19 protein-coding genes are annotated in these 20,627 nt (G+C 39.8%); 18 read left to right on the top strand and 1 reads right to left on the bottom strand.

Translation table 11 applies throughout. The features are described from left to right. Positions 1-229: 229 nt before the first annotated feature. From JBW_RS15480 to JBW_RS15430, 11 genes are all read left to right on the top strand, one after another. The gene (locus tag JBW_RS15480) at positions 230-1,300 is read left to right on the top strand and encodes a LacI family DNA-binding transcriptional regulator (protein ID WP_144408448.1); all 1,071 of its coding nucleotides are present in this window, start codon (positions 230-232) and stop codon (positions 1,298-1,300) included. Positions 1,301-1,324: 24 nt separating this feature from the next. After that, positions 1,325-2,263 carry a dihydrodipicolinate synthase family protein gene (locus JBW_RS15475; protein WP_007954430.1) on the top strand — a complete coding sequence of 313 codons (939 nt, stop codon included), beginning with the start codon at positions 1,325-1,327 and terminating at the stop codon, positions 2,261-2,263. A 321-nt stretch (positions 2,264-2,584) separates the two neighbouring features. Further along, positions 2,585-3,979 (top strand): MFS transporter, encoded by a 1,395-nt coding sequence (locus JBW_RS15470; protein WP_007954432.1) that lies wholly within the window; start codon positions 2,585-2,587, stop codon positions 3,977-3,979. 58 nt (positions 3,980-4,037) lie between these two features. Then, a complete protein-coding gene (locus JBW_RS15465; RefSeq protein ID WP_007954434.1) occupies positions 4,038-5,243 on the top strand; it encodes a hypothetical protein in 1,206 nt (401 codons plus the stop codon). 124 nt (positions 5,244-5,367) lie between these two features. Further along, positions 5,368-6,252, top strand: coding sequence for a fumarylacetoacetate hydrolase family protein (locus tag JBW_RS15460; protein WP_007954436.1), 885 nt, complete (start codon positions 5,368-5,370; stop codon positions 6,250-6,252). 85 nt (positions 6,253-6,337) lie between these two features. Then, positions 6,338-8,368 carry a methyl-accepting chemotaxis protein gene (locus JBW_RS15455; RefSeq protein ID WP_007954438.1) on the top strand — a complete coding sequence of 677 codons (2,031 nt, stop codon included), beginning with the start codon at positions 6,338-6,340 and terminating at the stop codon, positions 8,366-8,368. Between the two features lie 263 nt (positions 8,369-8,631). Then, positions 8,632-10,443 (top strand): ATP-dependent zinc metalloprotease FtsH, encoded by a 1,812-nt coding sequence (gene ftsH / locus JBW_RS15450; protein WP_007954448.1) that lies wholly within the window; start codon positions 8,632-8,634, stop codon positions 10,441-10,443. A gap of 288 nt (positions 10,444-10,731) precedes the next feature. Next, a complete protein-coding gene (locus JBW_RS15445; protein ID WP_007954450.1) occupies positions 10,732-11,211 on the top strand; it encodes an HIT family protein in 480 nt (159 codons plus the stop codon). Between the two features lie 396 nt (positions 11,212-11,607). Beyond that, a complete protein-coding gene (locus JBW_RS15440; protein WP_235333809.1) occupies positions 11,608-12,063 on the top strand; it encodes a MarR family winged helix-turn-helix transcriptional regulator in 456 nt (151 codons plus the stop codon). Positions 12,064-12,167: 104 nt separating this feature from the next. Continuing rightward, a complete protein-coding gene (locus tag JBW_RS15435) occupies positions 12,168-13,244 on the top strand; it encodes a tartrate dehydrogenase (protein WP_007954457.1) in 1,077 nt (358 codons plus the stop codon). Between the two features lie 148 nt (positions 13,245-13,392). Next, positions 13,393-14,436 (top strand): TIGR00266 family protein, encoded by a 1,044-nt coding sequence (locus JBW_RS15430; RefSeq protein WP_007954460.1) that lies wholly within the window; start codon positions 13,393-13,395, stop codon positions 14,434-14,436. A 112-nt stretch (positions 14,437-14,548) separates the two neighbouring features. On the opposite strand, the gene JBW_RS15425 is transcribed toward JBW_RS15430, so the two are convergent. Next, positions 14,549-15,574: a glycosyltransferase family 9 protein gene (locus JBW_RS15425; protein ID WP_235333801.1), complete on the bottom strand. Its 1,026-nt coding sequence runs from the start codon at positions 15,572-15,574 to the stop codon at positions 14,549-14,551. A gap of 257 nt (positions 15,575-15,831) precedes the next feature. Here JBW_RS15425 and JBW_RS15420 point away from each other — a divergent pair, with 257 nt between their 5' ends. From JBW_RS15420 to JBW_RS15390, 7 genes are all read left to right on the top strand, one after another. Beyond that, positions 15,832-16,458, top strand: coding sequence for a LysE family translocator (locus JBW_RS15420; protein ID WP_007954464.1), 627 nt, complete (start codon positions 15,832-15,834; stop codon positions 16,456-16,458). A gap of 353 nt (positions 16,459-16,811) precedes the next feature. Next, positions 16,812-17,243 (top strand): Lrp/AsnC family transcriptional regulator, encoded by a 432-nt coding sequence (locus JBW_RS15415; RefSeq protein ID WP_007954469.1) that lies wholly within the window; start codon positions 16,812-16,814, stop codon positions 17,241-17,243. A 42-nt stretch (positions 17,244-17,285) separates the two neighbouring features. Beyond that, complete coding sequence (locus JBW_RS15410; protein WP_007954470.1) at positions 17,286-17,591, top strand: NIPSNAP family protein; 306 nt, start codon at positions 17,286-17,288, stop codon at positions 17,589-17,591. A gap of 25 nt (positions 17,592-17,616) precedes the next feature. After that, positions 17,617-18,039 carry a C-GCAxxG-C-C family protein gene (locus tag JBW_RS15405; protein ID WP_007954471.1) on the top strand — a complete coding sequence of 141 codons (423 nt, stop codon included), beginning with the start codon at positions 17,617-17,619 and terminating at the stop codon, positions 18,037-18,039. 175 nt (positions 18,040-18,214) lie between these two features. Then, the gene (locus JBW_RS15400; RefSeq protein ID WP_082076230.1) at positions 18,215-18,418 is read left to right on the top strand and encodes a LysR substrate-binding domain-containing protein; all 204 of its coding nucleotides are present in this window, start codon (positions 18,215-18,217) and stop codon (positions 18,416-18,418) included. A 220-nt stretch (positions 18,419-18,638) separates the two neighbouring features. Then, the gene (locus JBW_RS15395; protein ID WP_007954472.1) at positions 18,639-19,451 is read left to right on the top strand and encodes an amidohydrolase family protein; all 813 of its coding nucleotides are present in this window, start codon (positions 18,639-18,641) and stop codon (positions 19,449-19,451) included. Between the two features lie 305 nt (positions 19,452-19,756). After that, positions 19,757-20,527 carry a MurR/RpiR family transcriptional regulator gene (locus JBW_RS15390; RefSeq protein ID WP_007954474.1) on the top strand — a complete coding sequence of 257 codons (771 nt, stop codon included), beginning with the start codon at positions 19,757-19,759 and terminating at the stop codon, positions 20,525-20,527. Positions 20,528-20,627: the final 100 nt, after the last annotated feature.

The raw sequence follows: 20,627 nt of genomic DNA, 5'->3' as shown, positions 1-20,627 counted from the left end.
GATCTGTTCTTTAATTTTAAAGTTACCGAATGGTACCTGGATGCCGCCGATATGCGTATGTAGTTTTATGGGCTATATGTCGCTTGAGAACTGATTAATCGTAAAATAATTGCAACAATAATTATTTTAATTTATAGAAAATACTAAAAATTATAGAAATAATACTTGACGAAATTTTTAAAAAAATTTATAATAAATACATGGAAAACGTTTTCCGTTTTATGAAAACGTGAATGCTTTTGGTATAAATAAGTTTGATTACTGGAGAGGTAAATCTATGGCGAGAATTTCTATGGAAGATGTAGCCGAGCGGGCAGGTGTATCAATCACAACCGTTTCGCGGGTACTTAATAATACAAACCATCCTGTTTCCGAAAAAACCCGAAAAAAGGTTATGAAAGTGATTCAAGAATTGGATTATAAACCGGATATTTCGGCTCAAAGTTTAAGACAATCTTTTAATAATATTATTGCACTTATAACAAGGGATATTTCTGACCCGTATTTTGGGGAAATGGCTAGAGGTGTTACTGAAACAGCAAATAAGTATGGAATCTTAACCTTTGTATGTAATACTGGTAGAAATCCTGAAAATGAAATTCAATATCATGAGCTACTTTGGCAACATCGAGTAAGAGGGATTATTTTAGGCGGTGGTGGGCTAAATTTAGAAGCTTATAAAATAAAATTACAAGAGCAAATGAATCGTTATAAAGATAATGGCCATAAAATAGTCTCTTTGGCACCACAAGGCTTTGATATGGATTATGTTATGATAGATAATCGAGGTACTGGTGAGTTAATTACAGATTACTTAATAGCAAGGGGGCATACCTCAATTGCTTATATTAGCGGTCCACAAAATACGTATACTGCTTTTGATCGCTTAGAAGGGTATAAATTATGTTTGAAAAAGCATAATTTGCCATATGATGATTTGATGATTGCTTACAGCGATAATTCATGGAAAGGAGGTTATGAGGCTGCGAATATCCTGTTGGATCGTTCTATAAAGTTTACGGGTATATGCTGCGGGAATGATAATCTTGCAGTTGGTGCTTTACGTGCATTTAAAGAACGAGGTTTAGCAGTTCCAGAAGATGTTTCTGTAATTAGTATCGGCGATTTGCCAAACGCAAATTATACTGCACCGCCACTTACAACTGTAAGAGTTCCACTCTATGAGATGGGAGCTAAGGCTGTTAATATAATAATGAGCGACGATACACAGGAATACAATGCCAACATTATATTCAAGACCGTGATAAGTGAAAGACAGTCTGTAAGCAATATTAAATAAATAAATAAAAAGGAAGTGCTGCAAATGAGCAACAAATGGATAGGGCTTAATCCTGCAATTATGGTACCTTTGAATGATGATTATACGGTCAATGAAAAAGAACTTAGAAATTATGTGGAATGGTTGATAACACATAAACATATTACTGGTTTAGTTACTAATGGACATACTGGGGAAATTACCGGATTTGATCGAGAAGAAAGAAAATTAATCACTAAAATCGTGGCTGACCAAGCCAAAGGACGAGTACGTGTTATCTCCGGTGTATGTGCTGAAGGAACTTTTGAAGCTATTGATCATGCAAAAGATGCTCAAGAAGTTGGCGCAGATGGCATTCTGCTTATGCCTCCCCACGTTTGGCTGCGTTTTGGTATGAAACCTGAAACTCCTGTAAAATTCGTTAAAGATGTGGCAGAAGCTATCGATATCAAAATCGTAATTCACTTATATCCTGCAAATACAAAAGGTTTTTATCCAGTACAGACTTTGTTGAAGATGTGTGAAATCCCTAATGTTGCAGCAATTAAAATGGGAACAAGGGATGAGGCTCTGTATGAACGTGATATCCGTATTCTGAAAGAAAAAGCTCCTCATGTAGGCTTATGGACTTGCCACGATGAATATATCTGCACTTCATTACTTCCAGGCATGGATGGCGCGCTGATCGGTTTCTGCGGGTGTGTACCTGAATTGATTAATAATATGTATCAGAAAGTTTTAGAAGGCGATTTAAAAGAAATTCTAAAAGCAAATGAACCGGTGTCTAAAATGTCTGCTGCTATTTATGGAACAGGTGAGCCTACAGGCGAAGCTCATGCCAGAATGAAGGAAGTATTATACCAACGACGCATTTTCAGCTTACCTTTAATGCGTCTGCCACTTTTACCTTTGTCACAAGAAGAAAAAGACGGTGTTACTGATGCCATTAAAATGGGTGACGTTGCAAAAGTTAATTTGGTATAAAAAAACTCAGATACATTAGAGCTGTACCTGAGTTAAGGGATAGTGTAGGCACATACAAAAACCTACTAGTATAATAATACCATAACATGGTAGAGCGAGCAATGTGTATCTGGGGAACGGGAAACATGATTAGTAAAGAAGATCAGTTTCCCTTCTTTTTGTAAGATATAGAATGCTGGCGGTTAATTATATAACGAATAGACTTAATATTCTGTCTAACGAAGCATTCAACATTATAATTTAGGAGATTCTCAGCCTCTTAAAAGGGGTGTGTCATGTCTAGTTTTATAGTCTGAAAAATCAGAATTGAGAGGAGATTACATGATGACAGATTCTAAGTCCATCAGTGTTAATATACGACCTGAAAACTTACTTGCTCGTCTAGAACGACTTCCAATGACAAGGTCACTCATCTTGATGCGAGTGATAGTTGGTCTTGCAACACTGTTCGATGGTTTTGACACCTTGGCCATTGCATTTGTGTTGCCTGTACTTATTGGACAGTGGCATCTAGCACCAGCAGAAGTTGGAGCTATCATTTCAATAGGATATATCGGTCAGTTAGTTGGAGCCTTATTCTTCGGTTGGGTTGCCCAACGGTGGGGGCGACTTAATTCTCTGCTTATAACCATATTAATTTTTGCAAGTATGAGTTTTGCCTGCATTTACGCCTGGGGCCCAATAGCCTTAATGGTATTTCGTTTCATACAAGGAATTGGAACAGGGGGAGAAGTTCCTGTTGCCAGTGCCTATATCAATGAATTCATTGGTGCAAATAAACGCGGGAAATTTTTCTTACTTTATGAGGTGCTATTTCCTATCGGGCTAATGATGGCTGCTGTGGCAGGCTACTTTGTGATACCTGCCTATGGCTGGCAAGCGATGTTCATCATTGGTGCTATACCCGCAGTAGTAACTCTTCCACTGCGGTTTTTCATGCCGGAATCGCCACGATGGTTAATCAGTCAGGGGCGTATCGCCGAAGCGACTGCTATCATAGAGCGTTTGGAACGAGAGGCTGAAAAAGCTGGACAACCCCTATCGCCTGTCCAAGAAGATGTATGCATTGCCCAATCTACTACTAAGGCTAAAGAAGAAAAAGGAAATTGGACAGAATTGTTCTCCAGCTTCTATCGTCCACGAACTTTAATGATTTGGGTTTTGTGGTTAGCTGCCTATATGATAAACAATGGGCTGGCTACTTGGCTGCCCACCCTCTACAAAACAGTTTTCAAACTACCTCTGGATACAAGTCTGTTTTATAGCTCTTGTACCCAGGCGTTTGGTGTTGCCGCTTCAATTCTATGCGCATTTTATATAGACAAGGTAGGCCGCAGGAAGTGGTATATCGCAGCATTCAGTTTGTCTATCATACCGTTGACTATTATGTCGGTAATGGGCGTGGTGTCCCCAACTCAGGCATGGTTCTTCTGCACACTCGTCTATGCCTGCCTGCAAACAATAACGTTCTCTTTGTATCTCTATTCTGCTGAACTATATCCCACTCGTATTCGCGCGATCGGCAACGGATTTGGGAGCGCATGGCTGCGGCTCGGTTCTGCCGCAGGTCCGATGATCGTTGGAAATCTCGTAGCAGCTGGTGGTATCTCTTCGGTATTCTCAGTTTTCGCAGGTGTTGCCTTCATTGCTGCAATTGTATGTTGGCGTTTCATGATAGAAACCAAAGGCCGCGTTCTTGAAGAAATCTCACCTTGAGCATAGCAACAATGGTGGATTCTTTGCTTACCAAACTTATTAAAGAGGAGCGTTATTTATGAAGAAAAAAGCGATCATGGTACTGGCAGTTATGTTTAGTATCAATCTTAGCACCAGTGTCTATGCGGATCCTGCAAATGAAGAAGCTCAGGCAGCTAAAATTTTGAGTCTGGAGCAACGCTTGGCTAAACTAGAGCAAGAGCAGGGGAAAATGTCTAAAGTTGAAGTACCGTCTAAAGCAACAGAACAGTCCAAGGTATCATTTTCTGGGATGTTTAGTAATAGATACCGAAATGTGGATTATCTTAAATCTGGCACAGCCAGTTCGGTTACCAATGCATACCGCATTCGGTTAGATGGTAAAATCAAGGTTGATGCAGATTCTTTTGTTGGTTTTCGTTTTGTGACCAAAGCACCTAACAAAAATAATCTTTTCAATGACTCATTTACTAACACGGGTGGCGATAATCAGGTAAGTGCTAATGGCACCAGTGATACTTACAGCAATCTCATAGATAGGTATTATTACACTGCAAATCTTGGTAGTAATACAGTACTTACTTTAGGAGAACAGGCATTGGTAATTGATCCTATGAATATTATTGTGGATAGTACCTTCTATAGTTATGGCGGTGGAAAAATAAGTTATAAATTAAATGGGTTAGGTAAAGGTGCAGCTGTTACGGCACAATATGGTAGTTTTTACAGAGGGGTAACACTCAAAGGTTTTACTGGCTGGGGTAATAAATCAGCAACAGATTTTAATAATGCTGACATAGCATCGATAATTTTAAATGGCAAAGTTAAAGAGATGAATTATCAGGTTGGTTATGCTGATTTCAAAAATAATAAGAACGATGTTGATTTATTAAAGTATACCTTTGCCAATATTGGCTTTCTTGCAACACCAAAGGTGGGATTATCCTTTGAATATGCTAATAACAGTGTGGATAGTCAGGGAAGCTTTGGTGCTGGAAAAATAGTGTATGGGGATCAAGTATTAAAGAAAAAAGGCCAATGGAATGTATCATACCAATATTTAGATGCGCAAAAAAATGCTATATTTAATCGATATGCAATGCTTGAAGGTGCAGCAGGCGCCAATACGAATCATGCGCAAAAGATATCTGATACCAGAATTAATTATGCCTTTTCGCCAGCAGCGACATTCTATATACAGAGAATGACTGTTGATGATAAGGAGGCTGCTAATGCTGCCAATGATAACACGATTTGGAAGGCTGAATTAGACGTAAAATTCTAGGCGGATCTATCTCCGCTTTAGTGAATTAAGTATTGCAGTTCAGGTGGGGGAGATTGCTCCACCTGAACTGATTTCGTCTATAGCGGCGGGCGTTTGACTCGGATGCAACCAAGGAGGAGAAACTATGTATTTTTTAACGTATGAATTGAATGGGTTGCAAGCAATCGGTTTGTTGAGTCCAGACAAGGAAAATATAATTCCCTTGCTTGCCACAGAACAACATTATTATGGCGAAATCACGCTGGCAGATACCATGCTTACACTGATCCAACAAGGCGATGCCGCTTTGAAACGAATTAGTGAATTGGCGGGTCAAGTAGAGGGCAACAAGGATTTTTCACTGTTGATTCCGGTAAAAAGTGTTCTCATTATGGCACCTATTCCCAGACCGACCAAAAATATTTTCTGCATTGCAAAAAACTATGCCGACCCTAATAGCGTCAATCCTAAATATCCTGTTATTTTTACTAAGGCTCCGACAGCAGTAATTGGCCCTGGAGGCTCAATTAATAGTCATAAACAAATTACGAGTGCCTTAGATTACGAAGCAGAATTAGCAGTTATTATTGGTAAAAAAGCTACATATGTAAGCAAGGAGGATGCGATGGACTATGTATTTGGCTACACGATTATAAATGATATCACAGCGCGGGATTTGCAAAAACAACATGTACAATGGTTTCGAGGTAAGAGTCTGGATGGTTCGGCGCCGATGGGTCCATATCTGGTTCATAAGAATGCCATCTCGTCTGTCAATAATCTGACTATCAGTACAAAGGTAAATGGTGAAGTAAGGCAAAATGGCAGTACAAGAGACTTTATCTTTGATATACCCACACTGATCAGTACAATTTCCTCAGGCATAACTCTCGAGCCTGGCGATATTGTTGCTACAGGAACGCCCGATGGGGTAGGGGCAAATATGAATCCGCCTACATTCCTAAAGCCGGGGGACGAAGTAGAACTGATAATTACCGGCATTGGCACATTAAAAAATACGGTTGTGTAAAAAACGAAATATCTTTTCGGTTCTTACGGGGAAAGGGTGTTTGTGCCCTGTAAACTAGTGAGAACGAATTAGGAGGTGTCATTTTTTGAAAAACATTCGAACTCGATTATTAGTAATGGTTCTAACTATCATGCTTATATCATTAGGAGCCTTAGCAGGATTGAGTTACTATTTTTCCAAACAAATTCTTTCGGTAAGTGTTGACGATACCGTAAAAGCAATTGGCATTGATTACGCAAAGCGAATTGAAAATTCAATTGAACAAAGGGTTAACTACCTTCAGGGAGTAATCAATAATCCGAATATTCGCCCTGATAGCGATCGGGAAAAAATGGTTGCTGCTCTGGATGGAGCTTTGAAGCGCAATGGCAGCAAGTTTGACGGGATTAATTTTGTATATCTGGATGGAACAACTGTGCGGTTTGACGGCAAAATTATCAACTTAGCTGACCGTGACTATCTGCAGCAAGCAATTAAGACTAAACAAGTAGTAATTTCTAAGCCTTTGATTGGCAAAGAAACCAAAAAAGCTACAGTAGTGATTGTTATACCAATATTGGATAATGGTAACCTGGTAGGACTTCTCAACGGCACTACATCACTGGAAATTTTGAATGAACTTGTGAAGGAGATTAAATTTAAAGACTCGGGCTATGGTGAAATTATCGATCAGTCAGGGCTTTTACTCGCACATAATAATACCGAGCTGGTAGGAAAGTTAAATTTATTAGAAAAGAAGATTAACCCTGATCTTAAGTTAGGTATAAGCGAAATTGATAATCGTTTTATAACTTTGCTCAGAACAGTCAGTGAAAGCGGGCAGCAAGTCAAGGGGACCTTTACCTCGATTAATAATAGACCTTGTCTTGGTGTATTGACTCCCATCAATCTTCCTGGTAATCAACACTGGATTCTTATGGTTTCAGCGCCAGAAGCGGAAGTTGCCCGTGAAGTCGGTACTCTGACCAAACTGCTCATTTCGATTACCTTAGCTGCAATCCTTCTGTCTGGATTATTGGTATTTTTCCTCAGCAAACAATTTGCCCAGCCAATAACCCGTCTCAAAGATGAAGCTCTCATGCTGGCAAGCGGTGATCTGCGGCAACGGGATGTAAACATTCACACAAACGATGAAATTGGGCAATTAGCCGATGCTTTTCAGGATATGGGCGAGAATTTGCGCAATCTTATCGACAATGTGCAAACTCGTTCGGAAACGGTTGCTGCGGCGAGTCAGCAATTAACAGCGGTTGCCCAACAATCTGCCGAATCAGCCAATCAGGTGGCAGGTTCAGTCACATACATAGCGGAAGGATCGGAACAGCAGTCTCTGGCAGTACACCAAGTATCAGATGTAGTAAAAGAAATGTCAGGACATATCCAGCAAATTGCCGATACCAGTAAAAAGATCAACGCAATTACGGAAGAGACATCACAATTTACTGGACAAGGCCATGAGGCAATTGAACGTGCGGCCTTCCAGATGAAAAAAATTGTTGCCGAAGCCGAAACGGTTCAGACAACAATTGGCGAACTAGGCAAAGGGGCACAGGAAATTGGCGAAATCGTCAGCTTAATTTCATCAATTACTGGACAAACCAATTTGTTGGCACTTAACGCAGCGATTGAAGCCGCCCGTGCGGGTGAAGCCGGTCGTGGGTTTGCCGTAGTGGCCGAAGAAGTACGAAAACTGGCTGAAGACTCCAATCAAGCAGCACAAAAAATTGCGGCTCTGATTCAAAAAAATCAAATAGATATGCAGCAAGCTATTAGTGCAACCAGCGCTAACAGTCAAGGTGCCAAAGAAGGTATCAAAGTAGTAGAATTGGCAGGGGATAGTTTCCAGAACATTGCCTCCTCGGTAGAACAACTATCCGCACAAATTCAGGAAATAGCCGTATCAATTGATCAAATTGCTGCAGGCAGTCATAGTATGGTCTCCTCTATGCAGGACATTGATAAAATTAGTAAAGAAAATGCAGCAGAAACACAAACCGCCTCTGCTGCCACAGAAGAACAGTCGGCCACCATGCAGGAAATAGCCTCCTCTAGTCAATCTCTGGCACAAACATCTGCTGAGCTAAATTCAGCTATTGCTAATTTTAAATGTAAATAAAATAATAGCAGGACGACATTGAATCTATTAAGTGCGTTTCCATATCTGGAAGCGCACTTAACAATTCTCAATATGAAATAAAAAAGCTTAAACGAGAAATAAAGAATTTGAGGCGGAGCTAGAACTGCAAAAAAAAAGGTTTTTCGCGGGTTTTTAGTCTTGCCCAATAAAGATGTCAGGTGGTAAAGGGGGAAAGTTACTGCTAATCATAATTTCTCCCGATCATGTACATGATAATAAGAAAAGCCCAAAAGGAGGATCATATGGATAACAAACAACGAAGTTTTTCCGCAGGGTATCTTATTATCGCCATTCTGGCAACTTGGCTCTTTAACGATCTTGTTTATAAACCATTCATTATCCGCGAAACAGAGGTCAGCTACAATGTTTTCCTCCAGAATTTAAAAGAGAACAAGATTAATGAGGTTATTTTAAATGGCGACCGCATTGTTTTTACGTTGAAAGCCACGGAAAATCAAAAAGAAACTTCCGCTAATGTTGTGGCAGTCACTGATCCAGACTTGGTGGATCGCCTGATTGCCTCGGGAGTAGCTTTTTCGGCTCAAGCTCCAACGAAAGGTTTGCTTTCAACCCTATTTGGATTTATTCTGCCTCTACTACCTTTATTCTTAATCTGGTACTTCATTTTTAAGCGGATGGGAGGCGGGGGGCCTAACGCCATGTCTCTGGGGAAAAGTAAAGCGCATGAGATTAGCGGAGAAATGATTGGTATTAAATTCAGTGATGTCGGCGGGGTCGGCGAAGCAGAAGTTGAATTGCGGGAAATCATTGAATATCTGAAAAATCCAGAGAAGTTTAGCAAAATGGGAGCGAAGCTGCCCAAAGGGGTGCTTCTTGCTGGTTCACCTGGAACAGGAAAAACGCTTCTTGCTAAGGCGACAGCGGGAGAGGCGGAAGTTCCATTTTTCTTTCTTACCGGTTCAAGTTTTGTTGAAATGTTTGTCGGGGTAGGAGCTGCAAGGGTACGAGATCTTTTCGAACAGGCACAAAAGAAGGCCCCCTGTATTATCTTTATTGACGAAATTGATGCCATTGGACAAGCACGGACGAGTGTAGCAGGGATAGGCGGAAACAGCGAACAGGAAAATACTTTGAATCAGTTGTTGGCAGAAATGGACGGATTTGCGGCTAATTCTGGTGTGGTCATTATGGCAGCTACCAATCGACCGGAAATCCTGGATGCTGCATTGATACGACCAGGCCGTTTTGACCGACAGATTCAAGTAAATTTACCTACTGAGCCAGGTCGTCTTGAAATTCTAACCATTCATACTCGCAGCATGCCCCTTGGCGATGATGTAAATCTCGAACGTCTCGCTAAGATAACAGCTGGTTTTTCAGGAGCGGAATTAGCCAATCTTGCCAATGAAGCTGCCTTACTAGCCATCCGGCAAGGGACTAAGACAATTTCTATGGCTGATTTTGATTTAGCTATCGAGCGGGTTGTAGCCGGACTGCAGCGAAAAACGCCCCTTTCCGATGCGATTCGGTCTAAGGTTTCTTATCATGAGGTCGGCCACGCACTTACTGCTTATTATCTTCCTGGAACCGATCCGGTTCACAAAATCAGCATTATCCCAACTGCAAAAGGTGCGCTGGGCTATACCATGCAGATGCCGGAAGAAGATCGCTATCTAATCGGAGAGAACGAACTTAAGGCACGCATCGCCGTAATGCTTGGCGGAAGGGCGGCAGAACTCATTATTTTTCAGGAAGCCTCTACCGGTGCTTCCAATGACCTTGAACGAGCTACAGAAATGGCACGGCGTATGATTACTGAGTTCGGGATGTCCTTAAAGCTAGGACCGGTTCGCTATGCAAATACTACAGGAACTTACCTAAGAAGTGGAGTTTCAGGTCGGGAAGATTTAAGTCCTGCTACGATTTTACATATTGATCAAGAAATTCATCGATTGCTGGATGAAGCACAAAATACAGCTAAGCAGATTCTCACCGAGCACATTGCTGTTTTACATGAGGTCGCACAGTTTTTAAAAGAGAAGGAAGTCATTTCCGGAGATGATCTTACCCGTATTGTAACTTCGATGTCTTAATCAGGTTTCAGTAAGATAACGCAGCTATAACGGAATCACTAGTAATGGCGAAAAATCCTGCGAGATATAAATGATTGCAGGATTTTTTGTATGTAAATTGTATATAAATGTTATAGGGTAATACGGTATTACAATTCGCTTGGCCCCCTCTTTTTTACCAGTAGCCCGTGTTTTGATCTTGGGGGGCACTATAAAGTTGAGCAAATAATCCATTATGAAAATTGGTAAATTAAAACTATACTTATCTAAGCCAGGTAGAGTTAGGTTACTAAAAGTAAAGGATTAGGGGTGGACACTATTTGTATTACATGCCGGATTATAAATAAAGAAGTAATACCACCAGGAGGGATTATCTACAAAAACAATTTTGTTATCCTACACCATTGTTTGGATATAAATATAGGCGGGTATTTCATTCTGTCACCAGTAAGGCATGTGGAGGGTTTGGAACAATTAGAGCCAGAAGAGCTATCTCAAATAGCAAACCTTTCTAAGGCAATAATTGAAGTTCTTATTAAAGAAAAAGACATTGATAGGGTTTACATACTTAGTTTAGGTGAAGAAACTAGTCATTTCCACTTTCACTTATTTCCAAGGTATAAATGGATGCTGGATTTCCCATCTGAAGACATCTGTACAAACAATAAGATCGATGGAGGCAAGCTGTTTAGTTTTATCCGGAATAAATATAAAGTAGATAAGCAAGAGCTATTTGATAATAGGCTTTTGAAAATATTAAATAGCGTTAGGGAGTGGGCAGATTTATAAAATGAGGTGAATAGCTAGGACGATTCTATTAAGACTTTTCAAGTATAGTAATTCTATCATATATAGTTTGATATCTTTTACGATAGTGGTATTCAATTTGTAGGAGAATTACTTAAAGTAGTTATAAGATGTCTTAATCTTTTCCATAAGTTCAAAATAATGATTTCACCCGCATCGATAAGTATAGGACCTCTGACAGTTATATGAGCCAAGGTGACCGTATCACTGGTAACTAGCCTGAATCCATAGTAATTAGGATTCAGGCTAGTTTTTGCTGAGGAGGGTATTTATGTAAATGGATTGCAATAAAAGTTGATATTTCAACTAAAGAATTATATAGTTATAATTAGTGAAATAATAACTAATTTAGTAATGGGGGAATGACTGATTAACAAATTGAAAAATGAGGTCTTAAGGGAAGTTGGAATGCTCGCACGCTGCATTCAGTCCATTAGTGATATAAAATTCCGAGAAATAAAATTACAAAGAGGGCAATTTATTTTCCTGACTCGTATTTGCGAGTGCCCTGGTGTTAATTTGGTTGAACTTTCTAATATATTGAAAGTGGACAAAGCAACAACAACCAAGGCGGTTCAAAAGTTGATGGATGAGAACTATGTGCGAAGAGAACGTGGTAATGATGATAAACGGATGTGGCATCTTTTTCCTTCAGCAAAAGCTAAGGAGGCTTATTCCTATATCATTCAAGAAGAGAATCAGAATATTGAAAGCTGCTTTAATGGATTTAATTTAGAGGAAAAAGAAGCCGCATTTCAATTGTTAAAGAAAATGCGTGAAAATATTGAACAGGATTGGAAAGAACTAAAGAATTTCAAAGAAGAACGAGAATGAAGATGGTATATACAATATTTAATTGGGGGAATAGCTTTGAAAATTGTTGATTTACATAGTGATACTTCTAATAGGCTAAAACTTACTAAATAGGGGGAGTTAGCATGAAGACGTATAAAGTTGCCGTTATTCCTGGTGATGGAATTGGCCCAGAAGTATTGGCTGAAGGTATAAAAGTATTGAAAGAAGTGGCAAAACTAGACGGAACATTTTCATTTGATTTTGTAACCTTTTCCTGGGGCTGCGAGTACTACCTTAAACATGGGAAAATGATGGACGATGCTGGCATGGATTGTTTGCAGGAGTTTGACGCCATCTATTTAGGAGCTGTTGGTTACCCCGGCGTTCCAGATCATATTTCTCTGTGGGATTTGTTGTTAAGGATCAGAAAAGGCTTTGATCAGTATATCAATTTGCGGCCGATTCAATTGTTAAAAGGTGCGCCTTGTCCTTTAAATGGTGTCCAGCCAGGCCAAATCGATATGCTTGTCGTTCGCGAAAACAGTGAAGGAGAATATGCAGGGGCAGGCGATTGGTTATTTAAAGGCAAACCTGAGGAAGTAGTTTTACAAACTGGGGTTTTCTCGCGTAAAGGAACAGAACGTGTTATCCGTTATGCTTATGAGTTAGCCCGGAAAACAGGAAAAACACTCACGAGCATTAGTAAAGCCAATGCTTTAAATTATTCCATGGTCTTTTGGGATCAGGTATTTGTAGAAGTTAGCAAAGAATATCCGGATGTAAAAACCTATTCCTATCTGGTTGATGCAGCCAGCATGTTTTTTGTAAAAGATCCTGGGCGCTTTCAGATTGTCGTGACCTCTAATCTTTTCGGCGATATACTTACCGATTTAGGAGCTGCCATTACTGGTGGTATGGGTCTGGCAGCCGGTGCAAATTTGAACCCAGAACGTAAATATCCTTCTATGTTTGAACCAATTCATGGCTCTGCGCCTGATATTGCTGGAAAAGCCATTGCCAATCCTATAGCTTCCATTTGGTCAGTTAGTCAAATGCTTGACTTTTTTGGACAGGAAGAATGGGGAAAAATCGTTTTAACAGCGATCGAACAAGTATTAGTTAAGAATGAATGCTTGACGCCGGATTTGGGAGGAAAAGCTAAGACGAATGAAGTTGGTGATGCCGTTGTATCTGCTATTTATGCCATGAAAAAGAATTAATTTATAATGCAAAAAAGAGTCGTATAAAAAAACGAATTGATTTTTTTTGCTCCCTTACGTTTTTTGCCATATAATAGTAGGAAAATAGGAAAATAGGAAAATAGGAAAATAGGAAAATAGGAAAATAGGAAAATAGGAGGGAATAGAAATGGAGTGGTACTTAGATTATGACGGTAAGCAATTTGGCCCGCTGACCGCGACTCAAGCAAGGAGCTATGCAAAAGCGAATTCTAATGGTCTTGCTTGGAGGGAAGGATTTCCTGAGTGGATTCCCATTGAAAAAATAGCTGAATTAGCGGCAGCATCATCTAATGCATCTGGTCCGCCAGTACGCAGTGTGCTTCCTACGACTATACGTACTCGCACTTCTGATGAAGTGGACTATAAGATATTTGGCACTGAGATGCAGTTTGTCGAAGTGGAACTTGATCCTGGTGAAAGCGTGATAGCGGAAGCTGGAGCCATGATGTACAAAGACAGCGCCGTAGAAATGGATACTATTTTTGGCGATGGATCGGCTAAAAGCAGCCAAGGAGGCTTGTTTGATAAGCTAGTGGGTGCTGGTAAACGATTGCTGACAGGCGAGAGTCTGTTTATGACTGTTTTTACTCACCGTGGTTATAACAAAGCTAAAGTCGCTTTCGGCGCGCCCTATCCCGGCAACATCATTCCGATGCATCTAGCGCAACTTGGCGGTTCTATAATTTGTCAGAAAGACAGTTTTTTATGTGCAGCAAAAGGTGTTTCAGTAGGGATTTATTTTCAACGTAAAATCATGACAGGATTGTTCGGCGGTGAAGGGTTTATCATGCAGAAACTTGAGGGTGATGGTCTCTCGTTTATGCATGCTGGTGGTACTATTGTCGAGCGTCAACTTCAGTCGGGTGAAGTATTACACGTTGATACTGGATGTATTGTAGCTTTTGAGCCTAGTGTTCAGTTCGATATTCAACAAGCGGGAAATATCAAGAGTTCTTTGTTTGGCGGCGAAGGATTGTTCTTTGCCGTTTTACAAGGCCCAGGGAAAATTTGGCTGCAGTCACTGCCCTTTTCTCGATTGGCTGGGCGGATGTTGGCAGCAGCGCCGCAGAGAGGCGGAAGTAGAGAGGAAGGAAGTGTGCTTGGCAAGGCTGTTCTAGGAGGCACCATACTTGGTGGTCTGGGTAGTTTCCTTGGTGGTGACGGTGAGTAATTTGTATCCATCTCGGCTTCCATTATTTTCTGCAAGGTTTTGTTAAACAGATCCTTAAGCATCGATAAAATGTCATCTCCTTTTCTCGGCGAAAGTGAGTTAGTAAATACTTTTAAAGCATTAACTGTCTTACGGCACGATAAAGTTCAATAGTAGTTACATTATTCGTGCGTGCATCCCTTCCCTGAATGAAAATATGATTTTTATTTCCTAAGCTATAGTAGTTGGCATTAGTCGGCCCAAATATAGCAACAGTAGGCGTTCCCACTGCTTGAGCAATATAGAGGGGGCCTGTATCACCGGAGATAAATGTACGTGCTTGTTTTGTTATGGCTCCTAGCTGCTTTAGATTGACTAATCCGGTAACATCGATGGGTTTATGTCTCATTCCAGCTATAATCTTTTTAGTAAGAGGGCGATCGCTTTTAGCCCCAGAGATTAGTATTGGCAACTGGTATGTGTCTACCAGCATATCTCCTAACTTTGCGAATTTAGCTGTAGGCCAGCATTTATCTGGCTGACTTGTCGCAGGATTAAGTATAAAGAAACCTCTCTCCTTAAGACCGTGATTCGCCATAAATTCCATAGCAAATCGTTCGTCGCATAATGAAATCTGCATTTCCATTTCGGGCTCAGTCCTATGAATGCCGAATTCTTTTAGAACACTCAAATACCGTGAGAACACGGTAGGAAAATTTTCAGTCTTCACTTTAACATTAGCAAAGTATTCGGCATGCTCCGGAGGGTTGGGTAAACATAGTCGGTATTTAGCACCACTGAGATAGCCTAGTAACCCACTTCTAAGCATTCCGTGCAGATCAATACTGACCTGAAACTTCTCCTTTCGTATTTGCTTAACGAAGGCTAGAGTTTTTTTGACTAAAGCATGATAGTCGCCTGCTTTTCTGGCCTCGTCGTTCCACTCCTTGCGAGGCCATACAAAAATGCTGTCAATATTACTGTTATCTTGAATGACTTCTTGTGATTTCGACTCTACCAGCCAAGATATATATGCAGAAGGGAAAGCCTTTCGGAGTTCACGAGCGACGGGTGAAGCCTGCAGGACATCACCAATAGAACTTAAACGAAGGATTAGGATTCTTGGTAACTTTTGATGACTAAGAAATTGATCTAGCAACAAATATATCACCCCGCCAAGATTGTTTGATAATATTATTCCAATAATCTGTCCTAATTTCCCTGGGTGTTATAACCAGAAAAGACATTGGCTACAATGTCCCCTCGCTATTGAGCAAGTGAAGGCATGGTATATCGAAAAGAATCAATTACTCGGTAAAATGAACGATATGATTTCTGGGTATTGCATGGGTGTACGATCATTTATTGCGGGCTGTACAGAGAATAAAGTAAAGAAGTGATAAAGGAGGAATGATCATGTTTGGAATCGTTCACTATGAGATGTTCTTACTTGCGGGTATCATACTGAATCTAACTCCTGGACCCGATACCATATATGTTTTAAGTCGCAGTATATCACAAGGTCGTAGGGCGGGTATTTATTCTGCATTAGGTATTAGTTCAGGAGGTTTAGTTCATACCTTACTTGCTGCATTGGGATTATCTGTCATCCTAGCTCAATCTTATTTTGTATTTACCATTGTCAAAATAGCCGGTGCTTTCTATCTTGCTTATTTAGGTATCACTACTTTACTTGCAAAAAATAGTACGCTGGTTTCACCTAATGGAGAAGTCATGTCTAATCAAGATCTATATTTGCAGGGGCTTCTAACCAGTGTACTCAATCCCAAGGTTGCCCTTTTTTTTCTGTCCTTTCTTCCCCAGTTTATTGTCTTAGAGAATAGCTATGGTATTTTACCTTTTATACTCCTTGGAGTAACTTTCGTAATAACCGGTACTCTTTGGTGCTTACTACTCGTTTTTTTCTCATCTGGTATGACAAATTTCCTTCGGCAAAGAAGTCGAGCGACTCATATGATGAACAAAGTATGCGGAGGAATTTATTTGCTTTTGGGGGTAAAAATTTTAACGGTTGAACGATGAAACTAAGCTGCATTATTAAGGTAATGGACTTAAAGACGTTAGACGATATCATTCAAAGGTAGGCTGTCATTAAAACTCAACCCGCATGTATGAGTATAATATGACTAAAAAATCCAGGATTTCAAGCATTTTTGCGAAATCCTGGATTTTGGTATAAAGAAACGTAATAATTTCTGCGGTTTTTTACGAATCGTAATGAAGATTAACTATTTTATTGCCATTTTACTACTTTAATGAAATGAAAATAGATTATTAGAGGGATTTGATTACTATTAGTAGAATATTTTCTATAAATAATTACTTATAGTTTGCAATGAGATGAAATGTGATACAATTATACGAGGAGGATACTTATGGATCATATTGATAAAGAGATTATTAAAATTCTAGAACAAAATGGTAGAGTTAGTCACGAAGAAATTGCTAAAAGATTACACCTGTCTAGACCAGCTATACATAAACGGATTGAGAATTTAGAACAAGAGGGGATAATAACTGGGTATAAGGCATTAATTGATTGGCGAAAAGTTACACCCTGTATCCGATGCTTAATATTTCTAAAAATAAACGGAAGCTATTTTGCCAAAATTGCGGAAGAAATAGCTGGCTTGGACATGGACGGAGTAGTCGTAGAGGAGTGTCACCGTCTGGCAGGAGAATGGTGTGTGCTATTAAAAACGAGAATTTCATCACCGGAAGATACGACAAAGATACTAGATCGTGTTTGGAAATTTGATGGGATAATAGAAACATCAACAACCTTTGTTATTGATACTGTTTTATAATGAATCCCAGGCATTCTCAAATTTAAAAAGGGGGACTAATTAATGGTTACTTGTTATTTGCGATATATTATTGATCCTTATAAAGTCGCAGAGTTTGAAGAATACGGAAAGATGTGGATACCACTTGTAAATAAACTAGGTGGTGTTCATCATGGATACTTTTTGCCCCATGAAGGAGCAAACAATGTTGCTTATGCTTTATTTAGCTTCCCAAGTCTTGCTGAATATGAGCGATATAGAGAAATTATTAAAACTGATGATGCATGCAAGATTGCTTTTGATTTTGCAGAAACAACTCGCTGTATTTTGAGTTATGAACGCAGTTTTTTAAAGCCTGTATTTAAATAGTGATTCATTTAGTGAGGGATGTGGAATGAAAATAGAGGAATATATTAAGGAAAGAGTATCTGACTATTATTGGCGTGAAAATGTTAATTGTGCGACAACCATGCTAAATACATTGTCGGAGTTATATGAAATAAATTTAGATAGGCAAGTAATTCATTCTGCTATCGGTATGCATGGTGCTGGCGGCTTTGGCGCACAGTGTGGCTTGGTAGAAGGCTCTTTGATGTTGATTGGTATTTTGGGAAAAGAGAAAGGGGTACCGGCAGAAGAAATAATTAATGTATGTTATTGCTTTGCACAAGAATTTGAAGGGAAATTTGGTAGCTTATCATGCAAACAATTGCGCCCACAAGGTTTTAAGCCAGATAATCCACCACATTTATGTGAGGGACTAACAAATCAAGCTGTACAATTTACTGTTGAATATTTGGAGAGAAAAATGAGATAGTAAATAAAAGACTGGAAATACCCCATTATGAAAACTGGTAAGTCATAATAGGCATTGGTCAAAATATTGACTAATGCCTATTTTTATCCGCAATTCAACTCATGCTAATTTGTATTACTATACGGTGGGTAAAAACCCATTAGATTTTTAACACTACGGCAGTTATCCACGGATCATGCTTGGTCTAGGAATTTCCATGCTGCCTAGGTTTACAGTTGAAAAAGAATTAGCAGAAGGTCGAATTCATGCTATCTGCTGGGATGGGCCTATTCCCAATTACAAAGTACAGATGTTGTATCACAAAGATAAATGGATATCACCAACCCTTCAATCTTTCTTAGGCACGACGCGAGAATATTTATTTGGCAACAGGGACTGATAATAAAATCCAATTGCCTCCAGTATATAAGTGCAGGATAAGACAAGGGGCAGGAAAAAGCAATGTACCTGTAAAAAATGCTGTATGATACTACTTCTCATTAGCAGTATACGATGGTATGATAAGAATATATATGGGTTATTCTTTAAAAGATAGGCTGCAGATAATGTAGGATAGGAATATACGCAAAAGAAAACATTTGAGGAAGGACTAATGCCCAATGAAGATTATTGATGCCCACATCCATTTCTGTCAGGACCCTTACTTTGACCAGATTGCAGAAGTGGCGGGCCATAAAAATACTAGTGCGCATCTGAAAGATCAATATGCTGCGCATAACATTGTTCATGGTGTGGTCATGGGCAACCGGAGCCTGGAGCTCCGCGAACACGATTACCCTGACTATCTTAGCTATTGCATCGGGCTGGATAGCACCTGCTTTAACGTGGATGAGGTGGTGCAGCAAGCTTATTTAGTAGAAAAACATTTGCAAAGAAAAAACTGTGTGGGCATTAAGCTATATCCGGGCTACAATCACTTTTATATTTACGATTCGGTGGTTGACCCGTTTTATCAGCTGGCAATGCAGTATAAAAAACCAGTGGCCATTCATACCGGATTGACAGCCTCCAGCAATGCCCTGTTGAAATACAGTCATCCTATGACTTTGGATGAGGTAGCAGTACGCTATCCTCATGTTCAGTTTGTTATGTGCCATATTGGTAATCCATGGCTAGTAGATGCTATTGCGGTTATTGAGAAAAATGAAAATGTAGCTGCCGATCTTTCGGGAATTTTGGAAGGCCGGATCGATAGCATGTCGGATTTTTTTGAAAGAAAGCACGGCTATATTAACTTCTTAAAAGTATGGCTGGAATATCTGGACAACTATGACCGCCTGCTGTATGGGACAGATTGGCCGCTGGCTAACATCTCCAATTATATTGAGTTTGTTGCTCATATTATTCCAGAAAAGCATCATGACAAAGTGTTTTTTGACAACGCCAATAGGATTTATGATCTTGGTCTTTGACAGGTGTCAAAGCTAATGAATGCTCTGCAACAAAAGCCGATAGCAGACTCAGCCTAAAAACTTCTTTTTCTTCTAAAGTCATTGTAGACTCCTAATAAGAGGAGCTGATCAAAAAACAATATACGACAAACTCCTGCAAAGCAACCTTGCCTTGCAGGAGTTTTGTATATTAATGGTAAATAGAATGGAAATATAGAATACTGTTTTTCAGGTTTATGGATAAATATTGATGACATGGGACAAGAAGATGGGAGTGACTCAAAAGAATCGTCCTTGCGATTTGTTCAAAAATTAGGAGCTTGAAGATGAAATTAGAAGAAATAATTAATAAGCGTAAAGCGTCTTTGAACCAGACTGATATGGGGATATGGAAGTATATTTTTAATCATAAACAAAAATGCCGGCATATGTCGATCCATGATTTAGCCAAGGAATGCTGCGTATCAAGTACAACCGTGGTACGGTTTGCCAAGAAACTTTCCCTTGACGGATTCGGCGAACTGAAGGCTGTATTGAAGATGGAAGAGGAACGAAACATTGGTGATGAGCAGGATGTGCTTGGAGCTATAACAAGCTTTTATCAGCATAGCTGGAAGGAAATCGTTAAGCGCAATTATGATGGTGCCAGCAGGCTCATGTATGGTGCCAAGCGGGTATTTGCTTATGCATCGGGGTACGTACAGAGTAATGTTGTACAGGAGATAAAGAGACTTTTCTTTTTTGATGATGTATTGATCTACGAGGTGCGAGGGCAGGAGGAGTTCCATTCGTTGGCCAAGATGATGAAGCCGGATGATCTGGTTATTATTGTTTCATTGAGCGGTGAGACGCCGATGGCGGTGGAGTTTGCGCAGAAGCTGCAGCTCAAGGATGTACCGCTTATATCGATTACCCGATTACATGATAATACATTGGCGGGCCTGAGTACAGAGAATCTATATGTTACACCGGCGACGTTTCAGCTCTATGAGGCAGATGAGGACAAGACGCCGTATCAGTCAATGCTGCCATATTTCCTGCTGATAGAGATATGGTATGTAAAGTATAAGTTGTACCGCAAGAATAAAATAAAGTAGGAAAAATGAGACTGTCTTCGACGAAAGTTTGAGGCAGTTTTTATATTTTTATATGCATGTACCAAAGTACACAAAATGTACTTTGGTACGCATTTGTGTC

The organism is Pelosinus fermentans JBW45, from assembly GCF_000271665.2.
Taxonomy (GTDB): Bacteria; Bacillota; Negativicutes; order DSM-13327; family DSM-13327; genus Pelosinus; species Pelosinus baikalensis.
The sequence above is the reverse complement of the archived record's forward strand: the minus strand, read 5'-3'. Positions and strand labels throughout refer to the sequence as shown.